Source organism: Streptomyces sp. NPDC058371 (genome assembly GCF_042723265.1).
Taxonomy (GTDB): Bacteria; Actinomycetota; Actinomycetes; order Streptomycetales; family Streptomycetaceae; genus Streptomyces.
The window spans coordinates 64,956-85,772 of the sequence record NZ_JBHXJC010000023.1 but is presented as its reverse complement, the minus strand read 5'-3'; the positions used below and the strand labels follow the sequence as shown (position 1 = coordinate 85,772).

General features: G+C 67.2%; 19 protein-coding genes. 7 read left to right on the top strand and 12 right to left on the bottom strand.

Going from position 1 to position 20,817, the window contains the following annotated elements; all coding sequences use genetic code 11:
• Positions 1-145: 145 nt before the first annotated feature.
• The gene (locus tag ACFWM2_RS38760; RefSeq protein WP_383290574.1) at positions 146-1,612 is read right to left on the bottom strand and encodes a CCA tRNA nucleotidyltransferase; all 1,467 of its coding nucleotides are present in this window, start codon (positions 1,610-1,612) and stop codon (positions 146-148) included.
• A 233-nt stretch (positions 1,613-1,845) separates the two neighbouring features.
• On the opposite strand from ACFWM2_RS38760, the gene ACFWM2_RS38755 reads away from it, so the two are divergent.
• From ACFWM2_RS38755 to ACFWM2_RS38745, 3 genes are all read left to right on the top strand, one after another.
• Positions 1,846-4,260 (top strand): DUF6049 family protein, encoded by a 2,415-nt coding sequence (locus ACFWM2_RS38755; protein WP_383290571.1) that lies wholly within the window; start codon positions 1,846-1,848, stop codon positions 4,258-4,260.
• 46 nt (positions 4,261-4,306) lie between these two features.
• Entirely contained in the window at positions 4,307-6,526 is a 2,220-nt protein-coding gene (murJ, locus tag ACFWM2_RS38750) for a murein biosynthesis integral membrane protein MurJ (protein WP_383290568.1), read from the top strand.
• A gap of 118 nt (positions 6,527-6,644) precedes the next feature.
• Complete coding sequence (locus ACFWM2_RS38745) at positions 6,645-8,336, top strand: protein kinase family protein (protein ID WP_383290566.1); 1,692 nt, start codon at positions 6,645-6,647, stop codon at positions 8,334-8,336.
• A 14-nt stretch (positions 8,337-8,350) separates the two neighbouring features.
• On the opposite strand, the gene ACFWM2_RS38740 is transcribed toward ACFWM2_RS38745, so the two are convergent.
• Positions 8,351-9,268: a hypothetical protein gene (locus ACFWM2_RS38740; RefSeq protein ID WP_383290563.1), complete on the bottom strand. Its 918-nt coding sequence runs from the start codon at positions 9,266-9,268 to the stop codon at positions 8,351-8,353.
• 80 nt (positions 9,269-9,348) lie between these two features.
• Positions 9,349-9,846 (bottom strand): hypothetical protein, encoded by a 498-nt coding sequence (locus ACFWM2_RS38735; protein WP_383290560.1) that lies wholly within the window; start codon positions 9,844-9,846, stop codon positions 9,349-9,351.
• A 191-nt stretch (positions 9,847-10,037) separates the two neighbouring features.
• Between ACFWM2_RS38735 and sigM the strand changes: the two genes are divergently transcribed.
• From sigM to trxA, 4 genes are all read left to right on the top strand, one after another.
• Positions 10,038-10,763, top strand: coding sequence for an RNA polymerase sigma factor SigM (gene sigM / locus ACFWM2_RS38730; RefSeq protein WP_383290557.1), 726 nt, complete (start codon positions 10,038-10,040; stop codon positions 10,761-10,763).
• A complete protein-coding gene (locus tag ACFWM2_RS38725) occupies positions 10,760-11,740 on the top strand; it encodes an anti-sigma factor family protein (protein WP_383290554.1) in 981 nt (326 codons plus the stop codon). Before sigM ends, ACFWM2_RS38725 begins: the two co-directional genes overlap by 4 nt.
• A 251-nt stretch (positions 11,741-11,991) precedes the next feature.
• Complete coding sequence (gene trxB / locus ACFWM2_RS38720) at positions 11,992-12,963, top strand: thioredoxin-disulfide reductase (protein ID WP_383290551.1); 972 nt, start codon at positions 11,992-11,994, stop codon at positions 12,961-12,963.
• Positions 12,964-13,004: 41 nt separating this feature from the next.
• Positions 13,005-13,337: a thioredoxin gene (gene trxA, locus ACFWM2_RS38715; protein ID WP_007383275.1), complete on the top strand. Its 333-nt coding sequence runs from the start codon at positions 13,005-13,007 to the stop codon at positions 13,335-13,337.
• A gap of 151 nt (positions 13,338-13,488) precedes the next feature.
• Here the strand turns inward: trxA and ACFWM2_RS38710 are convergent, their stop codons facing one another.
• From ACFWM2_RS38710 to rpmH, 9 genes are all read right to left on the bottom strand, one after another.
• Positions 13,489-14,106 carry a GNAT family N-acetyltransferase gene (locus tag ACFWM2_RS38710; RefSeq protein WP_383290547.1) on the bottom strand — a complete coding sequence of 206 codons (618 nt, stop codon included), beginning with the start codon at positions 14,104-14,106 and terminating at the stop codon, positions 13,489-13,491.
• A gap of 327 nt (positions 14,107-14,433) precedes the next feature.
• Positions 14,434-15,525, bottom strand: coding sequence for a ParB/RepB/Spo0J family partition protein (locus ACFWM2_RS38705; protein WP_383290544.1), 1,092 nt, complete (start codon positions 15,523-15,525; stop codon positions 14,434-14,436).
• Entirely contained in the window at positions 15,522-16,595 is a 1,074-nt protein-coding gene (locus ACFWM2_RS38700) for a ParA family protein (protein ID WP_383290635.1), read from the bottom strand. The genes ACFWM2_RS38705 and ACFWM2_RS38700 overlap by 4 nt, the downstream gene beginning before the upstream one ends.
• Positions 16,596-16,937: 342 nt before the next feature.
• Entirely contained in the window at positions 16,938-17,654 is a 717-nt protein-coding gene (gene rsmG / locus ACFWM2_RS38695) for a 16S rRNA (guanine(527)-N(7))-methyltransferase RsmG (protein ID WP_383290541.1), read from the bottom strand.
• A 156-nt stretch (positions 17,655-17,810) separates the two neighbouring features.
• Positions 17,811-18,320 (bottom strand): protein jag, encoded by a 510-nt coding sequence (locus ACFWM2_RS38690; RefSeq protein WP_383290538.1) that lies wholly within the window; start codon positions 18,318-18,320, stop codon positions 17,811-17,813.
• A 15-nt stretch (positions 18,321-18,335) separates the two neighbouring features.
• Positions 18,336-19,619, bottom strand: a complete 1,284-nt coding sequence (yidC, locus tag ACFWM2_RS38685; RefSeq protein ID WP_383290535.1) for a membrane protein insertase YidC — start codon at positions 19,617-19,619, stop codon at positions 18,336-18,338.
• A 3-nt stretch (positions 19,620-19,622) separates the two neighbouring features.
• On the bottom strand, positions 19,623-19,988 hold the full coding sequence (gene yidD / locus ACFWM2_RS38680) for a membrane protein insertion efficiency factor YidD (RefSeq protein ID WP_383290532.1): 366 nt from the start codon (positions 19,986-19,988) through the stop codon (positions 19,623-19,625).
• Positions 19,985-20,356 (bottom strand): ribonuclease P protein component, encoded by a 372-nt coding sequence (gene rnpA, locus ACFWM2_RS38675; RefSeq protein ID WP_383290529.1) that lies wholly within the window; start codon positions 20,354-20,356, stop codon positions 19,985-19,987. The genes yidD and rnpA overlap by 4 nt, the downstream gene beginning before the upstream one ends.
• Positions 20,357-20,377: 21 nt before the next feature.
• Positions 20,378-20,515 carry a 50S ribosomal protein L34 gene (gene rpmH, locus ACFWM2_RS38670; RefSeq protein ID WP_006381191.1) on the bottom strand — a complete coding sequence of 46 codons (138 nt, stop codon included), beginning with the start codon at positions 20,513-20,515 and terminating at the stop codon, positions 20,378-20,380.
• Positions 20,516-20,817: the final 302 nt, after the last annotated feature.

The window sequence follows — 20,817 nt, the reverse complement described above, 5'->3', positions numbered from 1 at the left end:
GGGGGACCCAGGTAATAGTGATTTTGGGCGGGGTTGGGGGGTGTTTTCTGCGTGAAAACACCCCCCCTCGACGGATCCGGGGTCATGTTTCACGTGAAACATGACCCCGTTCCCATGAGCCTCAGCTCCGCGCCGTCGAGGGGTCTCAGCTCTGCGCGGCCCACCACTCCTTGAGCGCCGCCATCGCGGCGTCGTACTCCATCGGACCGTTCTCCAGGCGCAGCTCCAGGAGAAACTTGTAGGCCTGGCCGATGACCGGCCCAGGGCCGACACCGAGGATCTCCATGATCTGATTGCCGTCGAGATCCGGGCGGATGGAGTCCAGCTCCTCCCGCTCCTGGAGCTGCGCGATGCGCTCCTCCAGACCGTCGTACGCGCCCGAGAGGGCAGTCGCCCTGCGCTTGTTGCGCGTCGTGCAGTCGGAGCGGGTCAGCTTGTGCAGGCGGTCGAGGAGCGGCCCCGCGTCGCGCACGTACCGACGGACCGCCGAGTCCGTCCACTCCCCGGCTCCGTACCCGTGGAAGCGCAGGTGGAGCTCCACCAGACGCGAGACGTCCTTCACGAGATCGTTGGAGTACTTGAGCTCCACCATCCGCTTCTTGGTCATCTTGGCCCCCACCACCTCGTGGTGGTGGAAGGAGACCCGCCCGTCCTTCTCGAAGCGGCGCGTCCGCGGCTTGCCGATGTCGTGCAGCAGCGCGGCCAGCCGGAGCGTCAGGTCGGGGCCGTTCTCCTCCAGTGCCATCGCCTGCTCCAGGACGATCAGCGTGTGCTCGTAGACGTCCTTGTGCCGGTGGTGCTCGTCGCGCTCCAGGCGCAGCGCCGGGAGCTCGGGCAGCACGTGGTCCGCGAGCCCCGTGTCGACGAGCAGCGTCAGCCCCTTGCGTGGATGCGCAGCCAGGATCAGCTTGTTCAACTCGTCCCGAACACGCTCCGCCGACACGATCTCAATACGCTCCGCCATGTCCGTCATCGCGGCGACGACCTCGGGGGCGACCTCGAAGTCGAGCTGCGCGGCGAACCGCGCGGCCCGCATCATGCGCAGCGGGTCGTCCGAGAAGGACTCCTCCGGAGTGCCAGGGGTGCGCAGAACACGCGCGGCTAGGTCGTCCAGCCCCCCGTGCGGGTCGATGAACTCCTTCTCCGGCAGGGCCACGGCCATCGCGTTCACAGTGAAGTCGCGACGGGCGAGGTCTTCCTCGATCGAGTCGCCGTACGACACCTCCGGCTTCCGCGAGGTGCGGTCGTACGCCTCAGAGCGATAGGTCGTGATCTCGATCTGGAAGGACTGCTGTGCGTCTCCGACGCGGGCGTCCTTCTGCACGCCGACCGTGCCGAACGCGATCCCGACCTCCCAGACGGCATCGGCCCAGGGCCGCACGATCTTCAGTACATCCTCGGGACGAGCGTCGGTCGTGAAGTCCAGGTCGTTGCCGAGCCGGCCAAGGAGGGCGTCCCGGACCGAGCCGCCGACCAGGGCGAGTGAGAACCCGGCCTCCTGGAAACGGCGGGCGAGGTCGTCGGCGACAGGGGACACCCGCAGCAGTTCACTCACCGCGCGGAGCTGCACCTGACTCAGGGCACTGGGGTTGTCTTCGTTGGCGTTCGGCACAACAGAAAAGGGTACGTGGCCCACGCCGCCCGGGGCGCCTTCATTAAAAGTGCACACCGCCCCGCGGCCCATACGCCCGGACGCTGTCCTTGATACACCCACATACGGGACACCCCGGCCGGCTCCGCGGATCTTGTGGGGCGGACCGCGGCACTTCCCCTCGGCGAGCATCGTTACCATGCGTGGACGCACATTCCGACGACCACTGACGACGACGAGGGACGGGCGAGCGCGTGGCCGAGGCGGCAGACTTCCAGGGGATGAGTCCCTCACCTGCCCGCCGGTGGCTGCGGCGCACCGGTGCACTGCTCGCCGGCGCGCCCCTACTGGCCGGCCTGCTCCAGCTGCCCGCTTCTACCGCCGCGTACGCGGCCCCCAAGGCGGACTCCACGGGGTCCGGCACGGTCGGCGTCTCCCTGGACGCCGTGAGCCCCAGCGCGCCCACGGACGGCGACACGCTCACCGTCTCGGGCACGGTCACCAACAGGAGCAAGCAGACCGTCACGAACGCCCACGTGGACCTCCGCCTGGGCCCGTCCCTGAGTGGTCGCTCGACGCTGGATGCCGTGGCCAAGCGGGGCAGCTATCAGCCCGGCATTGACGGGACGCCGGTCGGCGGCAAGTACGTCACGAAGTTCTCCAAGCTCACCGCCGGCGTCTCGCAGCCCTTCAGCATCTCGGTGCCGGTCAAGGAGCTGGACCTCGGCTCCGACGGCGTCTATCAGCTCGGCGTCTCGCTCTCCGGCCAGTCCGCGACCCAGCCGTACGAGCAGGTGCTCGGCATCCAGCGCACCTTCCTGCCCTGGCAGCCCGAGGCCGCGGACACCAAGACGAAGACGACGTACCTGTGGCCGCTGATCTCGACCACCCACCTCACGGCGGAGACCGGGTCGAACGAGGTGCAGACGCCCGTCTTCCGCAACGACGACCTGGCCAAGGAGATCGCCCCCGGAGGCCGGCTGGACCAGATGCTGTCGCTGGGCAGCAAGCTCGACGTCGCCTGGGTCATGGACCCGGATCTGCTGGCCTCCGTCGACGCGATGCGGGACAGCTACCGGGTGCAGGGCGAGGGCGATACGACCACGGCCGGAAAGAACCAGAAGGTCGCCCAGGCCTGGCTCGACAAGCTGGAGAAGACGGTCCAGGACAAGGAGATCGTCGCCCTCCCCTTCGCCGACCCCGATCTGGCGTCGCTCGCGCACAACGGCAAGAACGTCACCGGCTCCCTGAGCCACCTCAAGGACGCCACCGATGTGGCCGCCGACACCGTCGAGAGCATCGTCCATGTGAAGCCGAGCACCGACTTCGCCTGGCCCGCTGACGGGGCGATCGACCCGTCGATCGTCAAGGTGGCCACCTCGGCGGGTGCCGACAAGGTGATCGCCCGCAGCGACAGCCTGCGGGAGACCGGTGGGCTGCCGTACACGCCCAGCGCGGCCCGGCCGATCGGCGGCGGCACGACCGCGGTGGTCGCCGACGCCGGGCTGTCGACGGCCTTCCAGGGCGACATGAGCAGGGCGGGCAGCTCCACGCTCGCCGTGCAGGAGTTCCTGGCCCAGAGCCTGATGACCAACCTCCAGGAGCCGGACAACCAGCGCAGCATCGTGGTCGCCCCGCAGCGCATGCCCTCGGCGAGCCAGGCCCAGACGATGGCCCAGGCGCTGACGGCCCTCCAGGACGGGAACTGGTCCCAGTCCCAGCAGCTCACCGCAGCCGCCAAGGCCAAGCCGGACCCGGACGCCACCACACGCGTCCCGTCGGCCTCGTCGTACCCCTCCTCGCTGCGCCGGCAGGAGCTGCCGCAGTCGGCCTTCGAGGAGATCGAGAACATCCAGCGGAAGCTCGACAGCTTCAAGGTGATCCTCACCAACTCCTCGCGCGTGGTCACCCCCTTCGGGCGGGCCATAGACCGTGGGATGTCGGTCTCGTGGCGCGGCCACGCCGCCGAGGCGGCGATCTTCCGCGACGGCGTGGAGCGGTACCTTCAGGTGCTCACCAGTCAGGTCAGGCTGATCGAGAAGTCCGAGACGAAGCTCTCGGGCCGCAGTGCCACGATCCCGGTGACCGTGCAGAACAACCTGGTGCAGGGCGTCGACAACCTGGTGCTGCGTCTGACGTCGAAACAGCCCACCCGCCTCAAGATCGCTGACGGGCCGTACGACGAGCAGCCGATCAAGGTCTCCGGCGGGCACAGCCAGTCGGTGAAGTTCATCACCAACGCCAACGCCAACGGCCCGGTCACCGTCGTCGCGCAGCTCTACACGGAGGACGGCCAGGCCTACGGCACCCCGGTCACCTTCGATGTGGACGTCAACGAGATCACGCCCACGGTGATGCTGGTCATCGCCGGTGGTGTCCTGCTGCTCGTGCTCGCCGGATTCCGGATGTACACGCAGCGCAAGCGTGCGGCGTCCCGGCAGGCCGAGGAGGACCCGGGGACCGGTCCCGAGGCCGACAGCCTGAACGAGGACGCCGAAGGCACCGTGGACACTGAGGACACCGACGCCACGGACTCCCGCGACGGCCCCGCAGGGGAGTCGGGTGCGGAGTCCGGGGCAGGCGACCCGGAGCACCCGGGTGACCCGACACCGGACACCGCACCGGAAAGCACCGACCCGTCCGGCACGGGTGAGAGAGTGGACCGTTGAGCGATGTCGTGGCCGGTGGGCCCGGGGACGATGAGGTGGGGTAACCATGAACGCGCCGTACGACGGTGACCGCGGTCAGGGCGCGGGCAGCTCGGGCTACCCCGAGGGCCCGCCGCCCGAGCCCGGCCAGACGCCGCCTGGCCCCCCCGCGGACATGTACTTCCAGGACGCCTACGACCAGGACCCCTACCGGGGACAGGACCTCTCCGCCCAGGACCCGGTCACCGAGGCGCTCTACGACCGCGCCTCCCACCCTCCGCCGCCCCCGGGCACGTACCAGCCGCAGCCTCCGCTCTACGCTCAGCCGCCCACCTCCCAATACACCCCCGATCCTCGCGTGTGGGCCCAGACGCCCCCGCCGGAGCCCGCGGGCCCCACCCGGCACCTGCCGTACGGCGAGGACGCCCGTACGACCCAGTTCGTTGGCGTGGACGACCTGGTGACGCAGGCCGGCGAGGAGCGCCACGAGCCGGACGCTTTCGCGCACCTCTTCCGTGACCAGCAGCAGGGCGGCAGCCCCTCGCCCATGGAGCCCGCGTCGGTGCCGAACCCGTCGCCCGCGCCCTCCGCGTACCGGGGTCCGGACGGGCCCGCTCCGGCGCCCGCACCCGCCGCCGCCGCGCCGAAGAAGAACGGCCGCGCCTCGGGCCTGCTCAAGTCGAGTGCGGTGATGGCGGCCGGCACGATGGTCTCCCGCCTCACCGGCTTCGTCCGCTCCGCCTTGATCGTCTCGGCCCTGGGCCTCGGCTTCCTGGGCGACTCCTTCCAGGTCGCCTACCAGCTGCCCACGATGATCTACATCCTGACCGTCGGCGGTGGGCTGAACTCCGTCTTCGTGCCCCAGCTCGTGCGTGCCATGAAGGACGACGACGACGGCGGCGAGGCCTTCGCCAACCGCCTGCTCACCCTCGTCATGGTGGCGCTGGGCGTGCTCACCGCCCTCGCGATGTTCGCCGCGCCGCTCCTGGTCCGCATGCTGTCGGTACCGGTCGCCAGCAACCCCGCAGCCAACGACGTCGCCGTCACCTTCACCCGCTACTTCCTGCCCTCGATCTTCTTCATGGGCATCCACGTGGTGATGGGCCAGGTCCTCAACGCCCGCGGCAAGTTCGGCGCGATGATGTGGACCCCGGTCCTCAACAACATCGTCATCATCGTGACGCTCGGCGCGTTCATCTGGGTCTACGGCAGCGCCGCGAACTCCCACATGGGGGTCGGCAACATCCCGCCGGAGGGCCAGCGGCTCCTCGGCATCGGTGTCCTGCTGGGCCTCGTCGTCCAGGCACTCGCGATGATCCCGTACCTGCGAGAGACCGGCTTCCGGCTGCGCCTGCGCTTCGACTGGAAGGGCCACGGCCTCGGCAAGGCCGCCATGCTGGCCAAGTGGACGGTGCTGTTCGTCCTCGCGAACCAGGCGGGCGCGATGGTCGTCACGCAGCTGTCCACCGCCGCCGGCAAGGACTCGCCTGTCAAGGCCGGCACCGGCTTCGCCGCGTACGCCAACGCCCAGCTCATCTGGGGCCTGCCGCAGGCGATCATCACGGTCTCCCTGATGGCCGCCCTGCTGCCGCGGATCTCGCGCTCCGCCCACGAGGGCGACGGCGGTGCCGTCCGCGACGACATCTCCCAGGGCCTGCGGACGACGGCCGTCGCGATCGTGCCGATCGCCTTCGGGTTCCTCTCGCTCGGCATCCCGATGTGCACGCTGATCTTCGGCTCCTCCGGCACCGGCGCGGCCACCAACATGGGCTACATGCTGATGGCCTTCGGCCTGGGCCTGATCCCGTACTCGGTGCAGTACGTCGTACTGCGCGCCTTCTACGCGTACGAGGACACCCGGACGCCCTTCTACAACACGGTCATTGTCGCCGTCGTCAACGCGGGCGCCTCGGCCGTCTGCTTCTTCGTACTCCCGGCCCGCTGGGCGGTCGTCGGCATGGCCGCCTCGTACGGCCTCGCGTACGCGATCGGTGTCGGCGTCGCCTGGAGCCGGCTGCGCAAGCGGCTGGGCGGCGACCTGGACGGCGCCCGCGTCCTGCGCACGTACGCGCGGCTCGGTATCGCCGCGGTGCCGGCCGCGCTGCTCAGCGGAGCGGCCTGCTACGGCATCGGTCACACGCTCGGGCAGGGTGTCGGCGGCTCGTTCGCCGCACTGATCGGCGGCGGCGCCGTCCTGCTCGGGGTCTTCTACATCGCCGCACGCAAGATGCGTATCGAGGAGCTCAACTCCATGGTCGGCATGGTGCGTGGGCGCCTGGGGCGTTGAGGCGGGGGTAAACGCACAACCATCGTCCGCTGCCGTGTGTCGTGCATAGCGGCGGACTGTGGGCACAATTGGTTTCGGCGTCGAACAGCGCGCAACGGATGGGGAGGCAGGGACGACGGTGGCGGAACGGAGCACGGCTGCCGTCGACGTGGCAGACAACAGCGGTGACGAGCCGCTGACCGCGAAGGCGGACCAGTCCACGGCCGACGGGGAGGCCCAGAACCGGGAGCGGGACACGGAGAGCGACGAGGCACAGGGGAGCGGCGAGACCGAGAGTCCCGGGAAGGTCTCACCACCTGAACTGCACAGCGGTCACAAGCTCGCCAGGCGCTACCGCCTCGAGGAGTGCGTCACCCGTCTGGACGGTTTCAGCAGTTGGCGCGCGATGGACGAGAAGCTCCGCCGCGCCGTGGGCGTGCACTTGCTGCCCGCCGACCATCCGCGAGGCCGCTCGGTGCTGGCTGCGGCCCGCTCCTCCGCGCTGCTCGGGGACCCCCGCTTCGTCCAGGTCCTGGACGCGGTCGAGGAGAACGACCTCGTCTACGTGGTCCACGAGTGGCTGCCGGATGCCACGGAGCTGACGGCACTCCTGGCCGCAGGGCCGCTGGAGGTGCATGACGCCTACCAGATGGTCACGCAGGTCTCCCAGGCCATGGCCGCCGCGCACCGCGAAGGCCTCGCGCATCTGCGGCTGACGCCGGGCGCCGTGCTGCGCACCTCGTCGGGCCAGTGGCGCATCCGCGGCCTCGCGGTCAACGCCGCACTACGCGGCATCAAGTCCGACACCCCGCAGCGCACCGACACGGAAGCGGTCGGCGCGCTGCTGTATGCCGCGCTCACCCAGCGGTGGCCGTACGAGGAAGACGCCTATGGCCTGTCCGGGCTGCCCAAGGACGTCGGCCTCATCGCCCCCGACCAGGTGCGGGCCGGCGTCCACCGCGGGCTGTCGGAGCTCGCCATGCGGGCGCTCGTCAACGACGGTGCGACGGCCTCGCGCCAGGATCCTCCGTGCACCACGCCGGAGGAACTGGTCAGGGCGATCAGCGAGATGCCCCGCATCCGCCCGCCGGAGCCCGCGTTCACCGCACCGCCCGAGTACCAGCGCACGAGTTACCAGCAGGGCACGTACGGCCGTCCGGCGCCGCGTCCCGGTGTCACCCAGCCCGTGCAGACTCCGCCGCCCCCGCTGCAGAGTCGTACCGGCAAGGCCCTCAAGTGGGCCGTGTCGGCTCTCCTCATCGCCGCCCTGGGGCTCGGCAGCTGGCAGCTCGCGGACGCGCTCATGGACCACAACAAGTCCGACGACACGCCGCCGCAGACCAAGACGACGGACGGCAACGACAAGAACCCCAAGAGGACGCTGGGCACGCCGGTCGCCATCAGCAATGCTCGTGACTTCGACCCGTTCGGCGACGGGTCCGAGAAGCCATCCGACATAGGCAAGGTCTACGACACCACTCCTGGCACGTATTGGCAGACGGACTTCTACAAGAGTGCCGACTTTGGACGACTGAAGCAGGGCCTTGGAGTCATCCTCGATCTTGGCAAGGTCCAGCAGGTGGGGAAGGTGACCGTCTCCTTCGTGGGGGACACGTCCGTGGAACTTCGCGCCGCCTCAGGTGACGCAGGTTCGGAGCCGCGGTCCTTCAACAGCTACAGCAAGGTCGCCGAGGGCTCCGGTACGAGCGTGACGCTCAAGCCCGGCGGATCCCTCAAGGCCCGCTACCTCCTGGTCTGGCTGACCAAGCTGCCGCCGACGGACGACGGTACGTACCGCAGCAGGGTGGTGGACGTGAAGGTGACCAGCTGAGGGTTCCCTGTCCGTCAATGGATGATGGAGCGGGCTTCAGCAAGGACCTTTCGATGAGCTTTGGAGAGGAGGTCCAATTCCTTGCGATGATTTTTAATCATGGACCTTTGGATGTCGGCCTCCTGATTACTCCATACCTTCACCAGGTCGGTTTTAAGCTTGCAAGCGACGTCCGTCTTTGCGACGGAAATCTCACGTTTCGTGATCCGGTTCCCGGAGTTCTCAGGCGCTCCGAGTGCCTGCATGGGCGTGCTATATGAGAACCCTCCCCGCTTCATACACTTCGCCCAGGCGCTCGTCGCCGCCACTACATTGGGCGAGGTGAGAGAATCCTCAAAACTGTTCGAGGCGATGGACCGGGCCACCCCCGCCCCTTTTTCGTAGGAGTATTCTCCGCGGAGAGCCCCCTTGGCCTGCCCCAAGCAGCCACCCTGTGGGACTCTTACTCCCTTCACCTCCGCAGAGCCTCCTGGCTGGCCATTGAGAGTCAGAATTTCCTTCTCTGACAGCTCGGGAACGCTCACAGCAGGAGCCTGTTCGGGAAAGTGGTACCCATATTTCGATACAACATCAGGGTTCAGAACGCCGTACCGGCGATTTGTCCCCGGAATATACTTAGCGGGAGAATCAAAGCCCTTCGCCCCGTACGTTAGGCCGTACTTTCGCATACAGCTATCCGTGAGCTTCCCCTCCGCCTTGGAGATAACGTACATCTGCTGAGCAGTGAACGAGTAATCCCCGATGGGAAGCATCAAATACTTTTCCAGAGGTGAGGCCTCAGCCGATCTCTCTGCACTGGAACCGGGCGCAGGTGCGGACGATGATGGGGGGAAGGAAGAATCTCCCTCCTTTCCTCCGCATCCGGAAACGCATATGAGTGCAGCGCAGGCCAGCAGGGTAACGTGCGCCTTTCTTTCACCGTAGCCGATCAACGACTCTCCTTCGAGGTTCAAAAACAAGGTGCCGGACGCATCGTACTCACGTCCGGCACCCAATCGCTCTTCGGACCTGCCTAGAACTGGTAGCAGATACCTGAAGCCTGACTTCCGTCGAATATCTTCAGGGAAGCGTTGTTGTTGTAGGTGTTGTGCAACTGGTTCGCCTGAGCCTGCTTGGACCCCTGCGCCCAAAGCTCGTCGCAGGCACCGCCCTGGTTGCTGTTGTAGTAAATCACCGCAGTTTCGTCTGCGGTCTTCGCGATGAAGAATGAAGAAGCAGCGTGATTCTTGACCGAGAGCCCCTTACCACTTCCGCTCGTGGCGAACGTGTAACCAGCCAAGTCGTTGATCTTTCCGTAGCCAACGAAGTTCGCCGCGGAACCCTTGAAATTCGCGTTGTAGTAGAACACCAGACACGGGTAAGCGCCGCTGCAGTCAGCCCCCGTGTAAGTCGTTGCACCCGCCTGGGAAGTACCGGCGAGCGAAAGCAGCGCGGTTGCCGCACCGACAGCCGCCGCTCTCTTAAGAAACTTCATGATTCCCCCTTCATTGGCCACAAAGGCAATCTTCATAATAGTTTCGTCAGACTTAGATGATCAAGAATGCAAAGGAGTCAATCTTGATCTTTCTCTCATATTGCACGTGACTTGCATCACCATCTCGTTCACGGCACGCTGGCCGTGCCGCACCACATCTGCGCCCACCCGCATACCCATCGCGTTCTTGCGGCAAAATCCGTAAGGTTGCCCCGAGGGAGGGGCCGATGGCAGAAGGCGCCGTGCACGGCGAGGCAAGGGATGAAGACCTGCTCGCCCGCCATGTCGAGGGCGACCCAGACGCCTTCGGTGAGCTTGTACGGCGCCACCGCGACCGCCTGTGGGCGGTGGCCCTGCGGACGCTGGGAGACCGCGAGGAGGCCGCTGACGCGGTCCAGGACGCTCTGGTCTCCGCCTACCGGGCCGCCCACACCTTCCGCGGCCAGTCGGCCGTCACGACCTGGCTGCACCGCATCACGGTGAACGCGTGTCTGGACCGCGCCCGCAAGGCCGCCTCCAGAAAGACGTCGCCCGTAGACGACACCGAACGTCTTGAGCAGCTCCTGGAACCGCACGAGTCGGCGTCCGTGCCCGCGGAGCGCAACGACCTGCACCGGGAACTCCTGGAGGCCCTGGGCACCCTCCCTCCCGACCAGCGGGCCGCGCTCGTCCTCGTGGACATGCAGGGCTACCCAGTGGCGGAGGCCGCCCGCGTCCTCGATGTGCCCACTGGCACGGTGAAGAGCCGTTGCGCCCGAGGCAGAGCCAGACTGCAGCCCCTGCTCGCCCACCTCCGCCCGGAGAGCGGAAGCGGCAGGGTCGGCAAGGACAGCGAGAAGGCGAGCGGCGGAAGGAACCGGACTCAGGGGCCATCCGTCCCACCCGCAGCGGGACCACATGATGCAGGGCCAAGCGATTCAGCTGCTGTGAAGGGCGGAGGTGGGCGAGCGTGACATCCACGACCGACACGGCCGGGCACCCGGAAGTCACGGAGATCTCCGACCTCACCGAAGGTCTGCTCCCCCCTTCCCGTACCGCGGACGTGCGCCGGCATCTGAACGGCTGCCCGCTCTGCGCCGACGTGTACGCCTCTCTCGAGCAGATCCGAGGCTTCCTCGGCACACTCCCGGGCCCGTCCCGCATGCCGGCCGATGTGGCGGGCAGGATCGATGCCGCCCTGGCCGCGGAAGCCTTGTTGAGCGCGACGACGCCCGATCCCCAGGCCGCCTACGCGAGCACCGCCACGTCAGCTGATGGTTCCCCCGCGACGCCCGACGACGGCGACGTAGATGCCGAAGAACGCGCGATGGACGAGACCGATGTTTCACGTGAAACGTCCACCGCTTCCGCTGGTGGTCGACCAGCGGGACATTCCCGAGCCGCCACCGGCCCGGGACGCACGCCTCGGACACGCCGAAGCCGTCGCGGAACCATCGCGCTCGGGGCCTTCTTCACCGTTGCCGCTCTGGGACTGGGCACCTTCCTTGTCCAGTCGGTGACGGATGACAACCCGGGCGACACCCCCTCGGCCACGGAGGCGCACACCGACGCAGCCCACACCTTCTCCAAGGGCAAGCTGGAGGAGCAGGTCGCCGGCCTCCTCGCTGCACGCAAGGGACCGGACAGCAGCAGCGGGAAGTCAACTGAACCTGACTTCGGTGCGACAGGGTCGAGCGACGGCGGACCGCACATCCTGAAGGTGCCCGTGGTCCCGGTACCGAAGTGCATCCAGAAGGGCATCAACCGCACCGAGGATGCGCTCGCGGCCTCCAAGGGCGTCTACAACGGGACGAAGGTCTATCTGGTCGTTCTGCCCGACCGCTCCGACAGCACCTTGGTCACGGCGTACATCGTCGATGCCACGTGCGTGGGCCAACCCAAGGGCGCCTCGGGCAAGGTTCTGGTGAAGCAGTCATACGCCTCGTCCTGATCGGGAGTACGGCTGGTCCCGACCGGCAAGACGCTCGGTAGGACGGCACAGAGGACCCACTGTTGCGAGCCCAGCCCGACCGGATGACGCCGACTCCAGAATTCCGCCGGATCCCCGTACGCTGTGGCGGCCCCGTGTGCCCGGACACACTGGGAATGCAAGCCCCTTAGGATCCGTTGGGTGGGGTGAGAGTTCTGAGAGAGGCTCCCACCAGCAGTACGCAGCAGTCTCCAGAGACGAGGAATCAAGCCGTGAGCGACGTCCGTAACGTGATCATTATCGGCTCCGGGCCCGCCGGCTACACGGCGGCCCTGTACACCGCGCGCGCGTCGCTGAAGCCGCTGGTGTTCGAGGGGGCCGTCACCGCGGGCGGCGCCCTGATGAACACCACTGAGGTGGAGAACTTCCCCGGCTTCCAGGACGGCGTCATGGGCCCCGAGCTCATGGACAACATGCGTGCCCAGGCCGAGCGCTTCGGCGCCGAGCTGATCCCGGACGACGTCGTCGCCGTCGACCTGACGGGAGACATCAAGACCGTCACCGACACGGCGGGCACTGTCCACCACGCCAGGACCGTCATCGTCACGACGGGCTCGCAGCACCGCAAGCTCGGTCTGCCCAACGAAGACGCCCTCTCCGGACGCGGCGTCTCTTGGTGCGCCACCTGTGATGGCTTCTTCTTCAAGGACCAGGACATCGCCGTCATCGGCGGCGGCGACACCGCGATGGAAGAGGCCACGTTCCTCTCCCGCTTCGCCAAGTCCGTGACGATCGTCCACCGCCGGGACACCCTGCGCGCCTCCAAGGCGATGCAGGAGCGGGCGTTCGCCGACCCGAAGATCAAGTTCATCTGGGACAGCGAAGTCGCCGAGATCGAGGGCGACCCGAAGCTCTCCGGTCTGAAGCTGCGCAACCTGCAGACGGGCGAGATCTCCGACCTGGCGGTGACGGGTCTGTTCATCGCGATCGGCCACGACCCGCGCACCGAGCTGTTCAAGGGACAGCTCGAGCTGGACGGCGAGGGCTACCTGAAGGTCGAGGCGCCTTCGACCCGCACCAACCTGACCGGCGTCTTCGGCGCCGGTGACGTCGTCGACCACACGTACCGCCAGGCGATCACCGCCGCCGGCACCGGCTGCTCCGCCGCCCTCGACGCGGAGCGCTTCCTCGCCGCCCTCGCGGACGGAGAGGCGACTGCCGAGCCCGAGAAGACAGCTGTCTGACCCCGTCCGCCCCACCGCATCACCAAGTTAAGGAGCCCGCCGTGGCCGGCACCCTGAAGAATGTGACCGACGACTCCTTCGAGCAGGACGTCCTGAAGAGCGACAAGCCCGTCCTGGTGGACTTCTGGGCCGCCTGGTGCGGACCCTGCCGCCAGATCGCGCCGTCGCTCGAGGCGATCGCTGCCGAGTACGGGGACAAGATCGAGATCGTCAAGCTCAACATCGACGAGAACCCGGGTACGGCTGCCAAGTACGGCGTCATGTCCATCCCGACCCTGAACGTCTACCAGGGTGGCGAGGTCGCCAAGACCATCGTCGGCGCGAAGCCGAAGGCCGCGATCGTGCGGGACCTCGAGGACTTCATCGCCGAGTAGTCGACGACGCCGTCGCACGGACGGCGATGTTTCACGTGAAACACGAATGGGCCAGCCCGAGGGCTGGCCCATTCGCTTAAGAGGAGAGAGGCGAGTCGCAGCGGGCAGCCCGCAGCGACAACGAGGCGGCAACCGGGGTGGAGTCAGGGGATCACAGCGGCCGCAGGGCAGGCTCCTTCTGCACTGCCCCCAGCAGCCGGTCCAACGCCAGCTCCACGTCTTCCTTCCAGGACAACGTCGTCCGCAGCTCCAGCCGCAGCCGCGGGTGAGTGAGATGGTGCCGGACCGTCTTGAAGCCGACGGCCAGCAGATGATCGGCGGGCAGCACGCACGCCGGTTCCTTCCACCGGACATCCCCGAAGGCCTCGATCGCCTTGAACCCCCGGCGCAGCAGATCCTTCGCAACCGTCTGGACCATCACTCTGCCGAGCCCCTGCCCCTGGTACCCCGGCATGATGAACGCGGTCATCAACTGGACCGCGTCAGGAGAGACGGGGCTCGTGGGAAAAGCCGTGGAGCGAGGGACATACGCCGGAGGCGCGTACATCACGAAGCCGACCGGTACGTCGTCCACGTAGACGACCCGGCCGCATGATCCCCAGTCCAGCAGGACAGCCGAGATCCAGGATTCCTTTTCCAGGGCGGCCCTGCCCGCCTTTACCGCGGCTTCGCCGCTGACGGGATCCAGCTCCCAGAAGACGCACGAGCGACAGCGTTGGGGAAGGTCCTGAAGGTTGTCCAGCGTGAGCGGTACGAGCCGGCGCCCCATGAAGGCAGTTCCTCGCTTCCTTCGCCCGCTGCGTCACGGGCGGCTGTCAGAGCGCTTCGCTCTCTGAGCAGGCTGCCGACGAACCCGCCGACCGCCCCTATCCCCAGTCCCGCGGTCACCAGCCCGGAACGACTCACGGTTCGCATGACCCCCGCCTCCCCAATGAAGGTTTCGCCAGGTGGATGCGCCATATCCGTACGCATCGTATCCATGAAGCGATTCCCTCGATACCGCCTGAAAGCAAAGAGCGGGCCGTGTTCCGGTACACACCGGACACAGCCCGCTCGGGGTGGCGGAACGGTTGTAAACCGCCCGCCACCCGCCGACTCAGACTTCCGTGTCGTCGAAGTCGTCGTCCAGAAGGCTCTTCTGCAGTACCGGCCCCTCGCCCGGAGCAAGACTGCCCAGGATCCGCTCAAGGTCGTCCATCGAGGCGAACTCGACGGTGATCTTGCCCTTCTTCTGACCGAGGTCAACCTTCACCCGCGTCTCGAAGCGATCCGAGAGTCGCGTCGCCAGATCACTCAGCGCCGGAGAGAGCAGGGCGCCGGCACGCGGCCCCTTGGCCCGCGTGGCGGTCTGCGGTCGGGACCCCATGAGGGTCACGATCTCCTCGACGGCCCGCACCGAGAGCCCCTCAGCAACGATCCGGTGGGCCAGGCGGTCCTGCTCCTCCGAGTCGTCCACGGAGAGCAGGGCCCGTGCGTGCCCCGCGGACAGTACTCCGGCGGCCACGCGGCGCTGGACCGACGGAGAGAGCTTCAGCAGACGCAGCGTGTTGGAGACCTGCGGGCGGGACCGACCGATGCGGTCCGCCAGCTGATCGTGCGTGCAGTTGAAGTCCTTGAGCAGCTGGTCGTAGGCGGCCGCCTCTTCCAGCGGGTTCAACTGCGCCCGGTGCAGGTTCTCCAGGAGCGCGTCCAGGAGGAGCTTGTCGTCGTCCGTGGCTCGCACGATCGAGGGGATGGCCTCGAGGCCCGCCTCACGGCAGGCCCGCCAGCGCCGCTCGCCCATGATGAGCTCGTAGCGCTCCGGGCCCAGCTGCCGCACGACGACGGGCTGGAGCAGACCGACCTCCTTGATGGAGGTGACCAGCTCTGCGAGGGCATCCTCGTCGAACACCTCACGAGGCTGCCGGGAGTTGGGCGTGATGAAGTCGAGCGGCAGCTCGGCGAAATGCGCGCCGACGGGCTCCGGCGGCACCTCCACCGACCCGTACGACAGCGAATTTTCGGTTTCATGTGAAACAGGGGGGAGTGAGGCCACCTTGGCTGCCGCCACCCCACGCTCGGCGGTGAGTACGGGGACGGACGTCGGTGAGGTGGATCCTCCATTCACCGCCGGCCCCCTCTCCCCTGTCGGGGCGGCAGGGATCAGTGCGCCGAGACCACGGCCCAGCCCCCTTCGTCGCTCGCTCACTGAATCCCCTCCACCATGCTCTGTTCGTTCGGTCCGCCCATGTGGGCGTGTTGCGCGTCGTACGCCACACCGGCGCCGCGCAGTGCGATTTCCCGTGCCGCCTCGAGATAGGAGAGGGCACCGCTCGATCCTGGATCGTAGGTCAGCACCGTCTGCCCATAGCTCGGGGCTTCGGAGATACGGACTGAGCGCGGAATGCTCGTCCGCAGAACCTCGTCGCCGAAGTGGCTGCGCACCTCGTCCGCGACCTGGGACGCCAATCGGGTCCGGCCGTCGTACATGGTGAGCAGGATGGTCGACACATGCAGGTTCGGGTTGAGGTGCCCCCGGACCAGATCGACGTTGCGGAGCAGCTGCCCCAGTCCCTCCAGCGCGTAGTACTCGCACTGGATCGGGATCAGGACCTCAGCGCCTGCGACCAACGCGTTGACTGTCAGGAGACCGAGCGACGGCGGGCAGTCGATGAGGATGTAATCCAGCGGCTGCTCGTATGCCTGGATGGCTCGCTCCAGCCGGCTCTCCCGTGCCACCAGAGACACGAGCTCGATCTCCGCACCGGCGAGATCGATCGTGGCGGGAGCACAGAAGAGGCCCTCGACATCAGGGACCGCCTGGACGACCTCGGAGAGCGGCCTGCTGTCGATCAACACGTCATAGATGGAAGGAACTTCCGCGTGATGGTCTATACCCAGCGCCGTGGAGGCATTGCCCTGAGGGTCGAGGTCGACGACCAGGACGCGACCGCCGTGCAAGGCGAGCGACGCGGCCAGGTTGACCGTGGTCGTGGTCTTGCCGACTCCACCCTTCTGGTTGGCGACCACCATGACGCGTGTCTGCTCCGGCCGTGGCAGGCCTTCGCCGGCACGGCCCAGAGCCTCCACTGCCAGTTGGGCAGCGCGACCGATGGGAGTGTCGTCCATCGGGGGCGGTGTTTCACGTGAAACATCCGCCCCCATCGACTCGGTACGGGGACCGGGGACCGGATCGGTCATCGGTCCCGCGATGTTGGCGTCGGACCGCAAGGATTCACTCTCCTCGACTTCAGGCTCGCAATGAACAGAGCCTCCCATGCCTTCGGGGTCGTGAACCAGCGAGGCCCGTTCTTCTGTGGAGAAATCCACCTCTGTGGACAACTCCGCACCCTCTGCGAGTGAACCGAGAGGTTTCCGGTCGCGGGGTTCGGCCGCGGCGCGGCCGCGACTGATGATGCCGTGCAGCAGTGAGCGACGTTTCACGTGAAACACGATGCATAGCGGTTGGGCACATCGCGGCGCGACACTCCGAGATGCGTAGGTTTGGCAGCTTGTGTGGAGTACGGCTCTTCGTCAGGACGGATCAACGGGAGTGACGAAAAACTCTCGGCTCCGCCGCAGCGGAGCCGAGAGTTCGAGGTTCGTTGTGAGTCTTCCGGCTCAGCGGCGACGCCGTGTCCGGCTCGTCCGGGCCGCCTTGGCACGCTTCGCAGCGAAACGCACGCCGCCCGGACTCTCCCCGACCTCGACGCGCACAACCGTGGAGAGCGGATCCACGATTCCCTCGCCGACATGCAGGATGGACGTGTCCACGGCTCCGAGCTTGCTGAGCGCAGTGGCAGCGCTCTTCAGCTCCTCCTCCGCGGTGTCGCCCTTGAGCGCGAGCATCTCGCCGTACGGCCGGAGAAGGGGGATTCCCCACGTCGCGAGCCGGTCCAGCGGCGCGACGGCGCGAGCGGTCACCACATGGACCGGGGTCAGCTTGCCCATGACCTCCTCGGCGCGGCCGCGGACGACGGTCACATGATCGAGGCCCAGCAGCTCGACCACCTCAGTGAGGAAGGTGGTCCGGCGCAGCAACGGCTCAAGCAGCGTGATCTTGATGTCTTCCCGGACCAGAGCGAGCGGAATGCCGGGCAGACCGGCACCGGAACCCACATCGCAGACGGTCACACCCTCGGGCACGACCTCCGAAAGCACCGCGCAGTTCAGCAGATGCCGCTCCCACAGACGGGGCACTTCACGGGGGCCGATCAGACCGCGCTGCACTCCCGCCTCGGCCAGCAGCTCCGCGTACCGGACCGCGTCCGCGAAGCGATCGCCGAATACCTCGCGCGCCTGCTCGGGCGCAGGGGGGAGCTCCGCTGCCTCCGTCACGGGGACCGTCCTTCCGTACCGCATTAGCGCATGAGCGCTGGCTTCCAGGACTATCAGGGACGGCAGCTGCCGGGACCGCAGCTGCCGGGGACTACCAGGCTGACAAACTTCGGCCCCGTCTGCGCAACAGACGGGGCCGGAGGAACGTACGACCGATCAGGCAGGAAGCACGACGACGAAGCGCTGCGGCTCCTCGCCCTCGGACTCGCTGCGCAGCCCGGCGGCCTTGACCGCGTCGTGCACGACCTTGCGCTCGAAGGGTGTCATCGGCTTCATCTTCACGGGCTCGCCGGAACTCTTGACCTCGGCCGCGGTTTTGGCGCCCAGCTCGGAGAGCTCCTCCCGCTTCTTCGCGCGGTAGCCACCGATGTCCAGCATCAGCCGGCTACGGTCGCCGGTCTCCCTGTGCACGGCCAGGCGCGTGAGCTCCTGGAGGGCCTCCAGCACCTCGCCGTCCCGGCCGACCAGCTTCTGCAGGTCGCGGCCGCCGGCGTCGCTGATGATCGAGACAGCTGCTCGGTCGGCCTCGACGTCCATGTCGATGTCGCCATCGAGATCAGCGATGTCGAGCAGACCTTCGAGGTAGTCCGCCGCGATCTCGCCCTCCTGCTCCAGGTGGGACAGGGTGTCGCCCTCGGCGGCGGCGGAGATGGTGCCTTCCGTCACGGGATGGACTCCTTCTTACTTCTTGGACGGGGACTTGGGCCGCTGAGGGCCCTTGCGCTGTCCGGACTGGGCCTTGCTGCGGGTGCCGGAGCCGGGCTTGGTGCCACCGCCGGCCGGTTTGGCGGCGTCGGGCTTGGCGTCCTGCGGCTCGTCGGACTTGGTCAGCGAGGTCTTCGGCTCGGCTTCGGCTGCTGCCTTGGCCTGCGCCGTCTGGCGCTGGGACTTGGACTGCCGCTTGGGCTGCTGCCGCTTGGGAGCGGCGGCGCCGGTCACCGGCGTGCCGTCCTCGCTCTCGACCACGGTCGCGTTCTCGCTCTTCACCACAACACCGTCGGACTGGGCCGCGAGACCCGCCTTGGTGAGGCTGTTCATGAACTTGCGCTCGAACTCGTTGCGGTCGCGGCCCTTGGCGACGATCGCCTTGACGATGGCCTTCTCGCGGCGGCTGCGCGTCTTGCCGTGGTGCGAGACGTGCTTCTGCAGGCGCTCCAGGAACGCGGCCTGGGCCTTGCTGCCCGGGGTCGGGTTGTTGTGGATGACGTACATCTGCTGGCCCATGGTCCACACGTTGGTGGTCAGCCAGTAGACGAGGACACCGACCGGGAAGTTGATGCCGAAGACGGCGAACATGACCGGGAAGACGTACATCAGCATCTTCTGCTGCTGCATGAAGGGCGTCTTCACCGTGGTGTCGACGTTCTTCGTCATCAGCTGGCGCTGCGTGTAGAACTGCGACGCCGACATCATGACGATCATGATCGCCGTGACGACCCGGACATCCGTCAGCGTGGCGCCGAGCTGGGAGACCTTGTCGGCACCGTCGGTGAACTTCGCCGCCAGCGGGGCGCCGAAGATGTGCGCCTGACGCGCGCTGGACAGCAGCGAATCGTCGATAACGCCGATCGTCTTGCCGGTCGCGATGCCGTTCAGCACGTGATACAGGGCGAAGAAGAACGGCGACTGGGCCAGGATGGGAAGGCACGAGGAGAGCGGGTTGGTACCCGACTCCTTGTACAGCTTCATCATCTCTTCGGACTGGCGCTGCTTGTCGGTCTTGTAGCGCTCCTGGATCTTCTTCATCTCGGGCTGCAGCGTCTGCATCGCCCGAGTGGCCTTGATCTGCTTCACGAAGAGCGGGATCAGGCAGATACGGATCAGGATCACCAGGGACACGATGGACAAGCCCCAGGCCCAGCCCGAGTCGGCACCGAAAACCTTGCCGTACACGGAGTGGAACTGGACGATGACCCAAGATACTGGTGTCGTGATGAAGCTGAAAAGACTGGCAATCGTGTCCACTAATCAGGCTCCTTGAGCATGGGACGGGGTCTCGGCGGCCGGGCTCGAGGGGTGGTCGGACATACCGTGCCCCTCGGTGGCCGGTTCGGCGGCGGAGTTCCCGCCCTTGCGTGCACGCCAGGCGTTACGCAGCGATTCGTGCCACCGCGGGCGCTTGCGCGGCGGAACATGGTCCACACCACCCAGCGACCACGGATTGCACCGGAGGATGCGCCAGGCGGTGAGTGCCGTTCCCTTGACCGCACCGTGCCGGCTGATGGCCTGGTAGCCGTAGTGGGAGCACGACGGGTAGTACTTGCACACCGGCCCGAGCAACGGGCTGATGGTCCACTGGTAGAGCTTGATGAGAGCCAGCAGCGGGTACTTCATCGCGCGCCCCCTCCCAGCAGCCGCTCCAGGGCGGCATCCAGGTCTCGGGCCAGCTGTGCATGGTCGGCGTCGCCCGCACCGGGCAGCGCTCGTACGACTACCAGGCTACCGGGGGGCAGCAGGGCCACTCGATCGCGCATCAAATGGCGAAGCCGGCGCTTCACCTTGTTGCGTACGACGGCTCCACCCACGGCTTTGCTCACGACGAAACCCGCACGCGTCGAGGGAGCGCTCTCCCCAGGCGCGTGCGGGTCCGTTGCACCGCTACGTAGATGGACGACGAGAAACGGGCGTCCGGCCCGGCGTCCTCGGCGTACCGCGGTCGCGAAGTCCTCGCGCCGCCTCAGCCGATGCTCGGTAGGCAGCACGACATCATGACCTGTAAGTAATCAGGCGGACAGGCTCGCGCGACCCTTGCCACGGCGGTTCGCGAGAATCGCGCGGCCGGCACGGGTGCGCATCCGCAGGCGGAAGCCGTGGGTCTTCGCGCGACGACGGTTGTTCGGCTGGAAGGTGCGCTTGCTCACTCGGGGGCTCCAGAAAGAATCAGTAGTGGCGGGGTGCCGTCCTGGCTGTCACCGTGCGCCCACGAGTAGCTCGTATTACGCCCGAGTGCACCGCTTCCCGATCACTTGACGCGATCTGTGCCCATCGGAGGCAGGCGGCAGCAGCCATCGACAACTCGACCTGGTCACGGTACGCGCGGCTACGCCATCCGGTCAAACCAGTGCCCTCCGGGAGACACTATCCACAGGCTGGGGACAACAACTTGAACCGCAGCGGTCGCCCTGACTACCGTGGCTGAACTCCGATTCGTTCCCTTCTCCCC

Bases quoted from the DNA above. Each gene is read 5' to 3' on its own strand.
- ACFWM2_RS38735 (WP_383290560.1), bottom strand. From the start codon at position 9,846: ATGAAGATTGCCTTTGTGGCCAATGAAGGGGGAATCATGAAGTTTCTT.
- yidD (WP_383290532.1), bottom strand. From the start codon at position 19,988: ATGAAGTACCCGCTGCTGGCTCTCATCAAGCTCTACCAGTGGACCATC.
- ACFWM2_RS38710 (WP_383290547.1), bottom strand. From the start codon at position 14,106: ATGGGGCGCCGGCTCGTACCGCTCACGCTGGACAACCTTCAGGACCTT.
- ACFWM2_RS38700 (WP_383290635.1), bottom strand. From the start codon at position 16,595: ATGGGAGGCTCTGTTCATTGCGAGCCTGAAGTCGAGGAGAGTGAATCC.
- murJ (WP_383290568.1), top strand. From the start codon at position 4,307: ATGAACGCGCCGTACGACGGTGACCGCGGTCAGGGCGCGGGCAGCTCG.
- sigM (WP_383290557.1), top strand. From the start codon at position 10,038: ATGGCAGAAGGCGCCGTGCACGGCGAGGCAAGGGATGAAGACCTGCTC.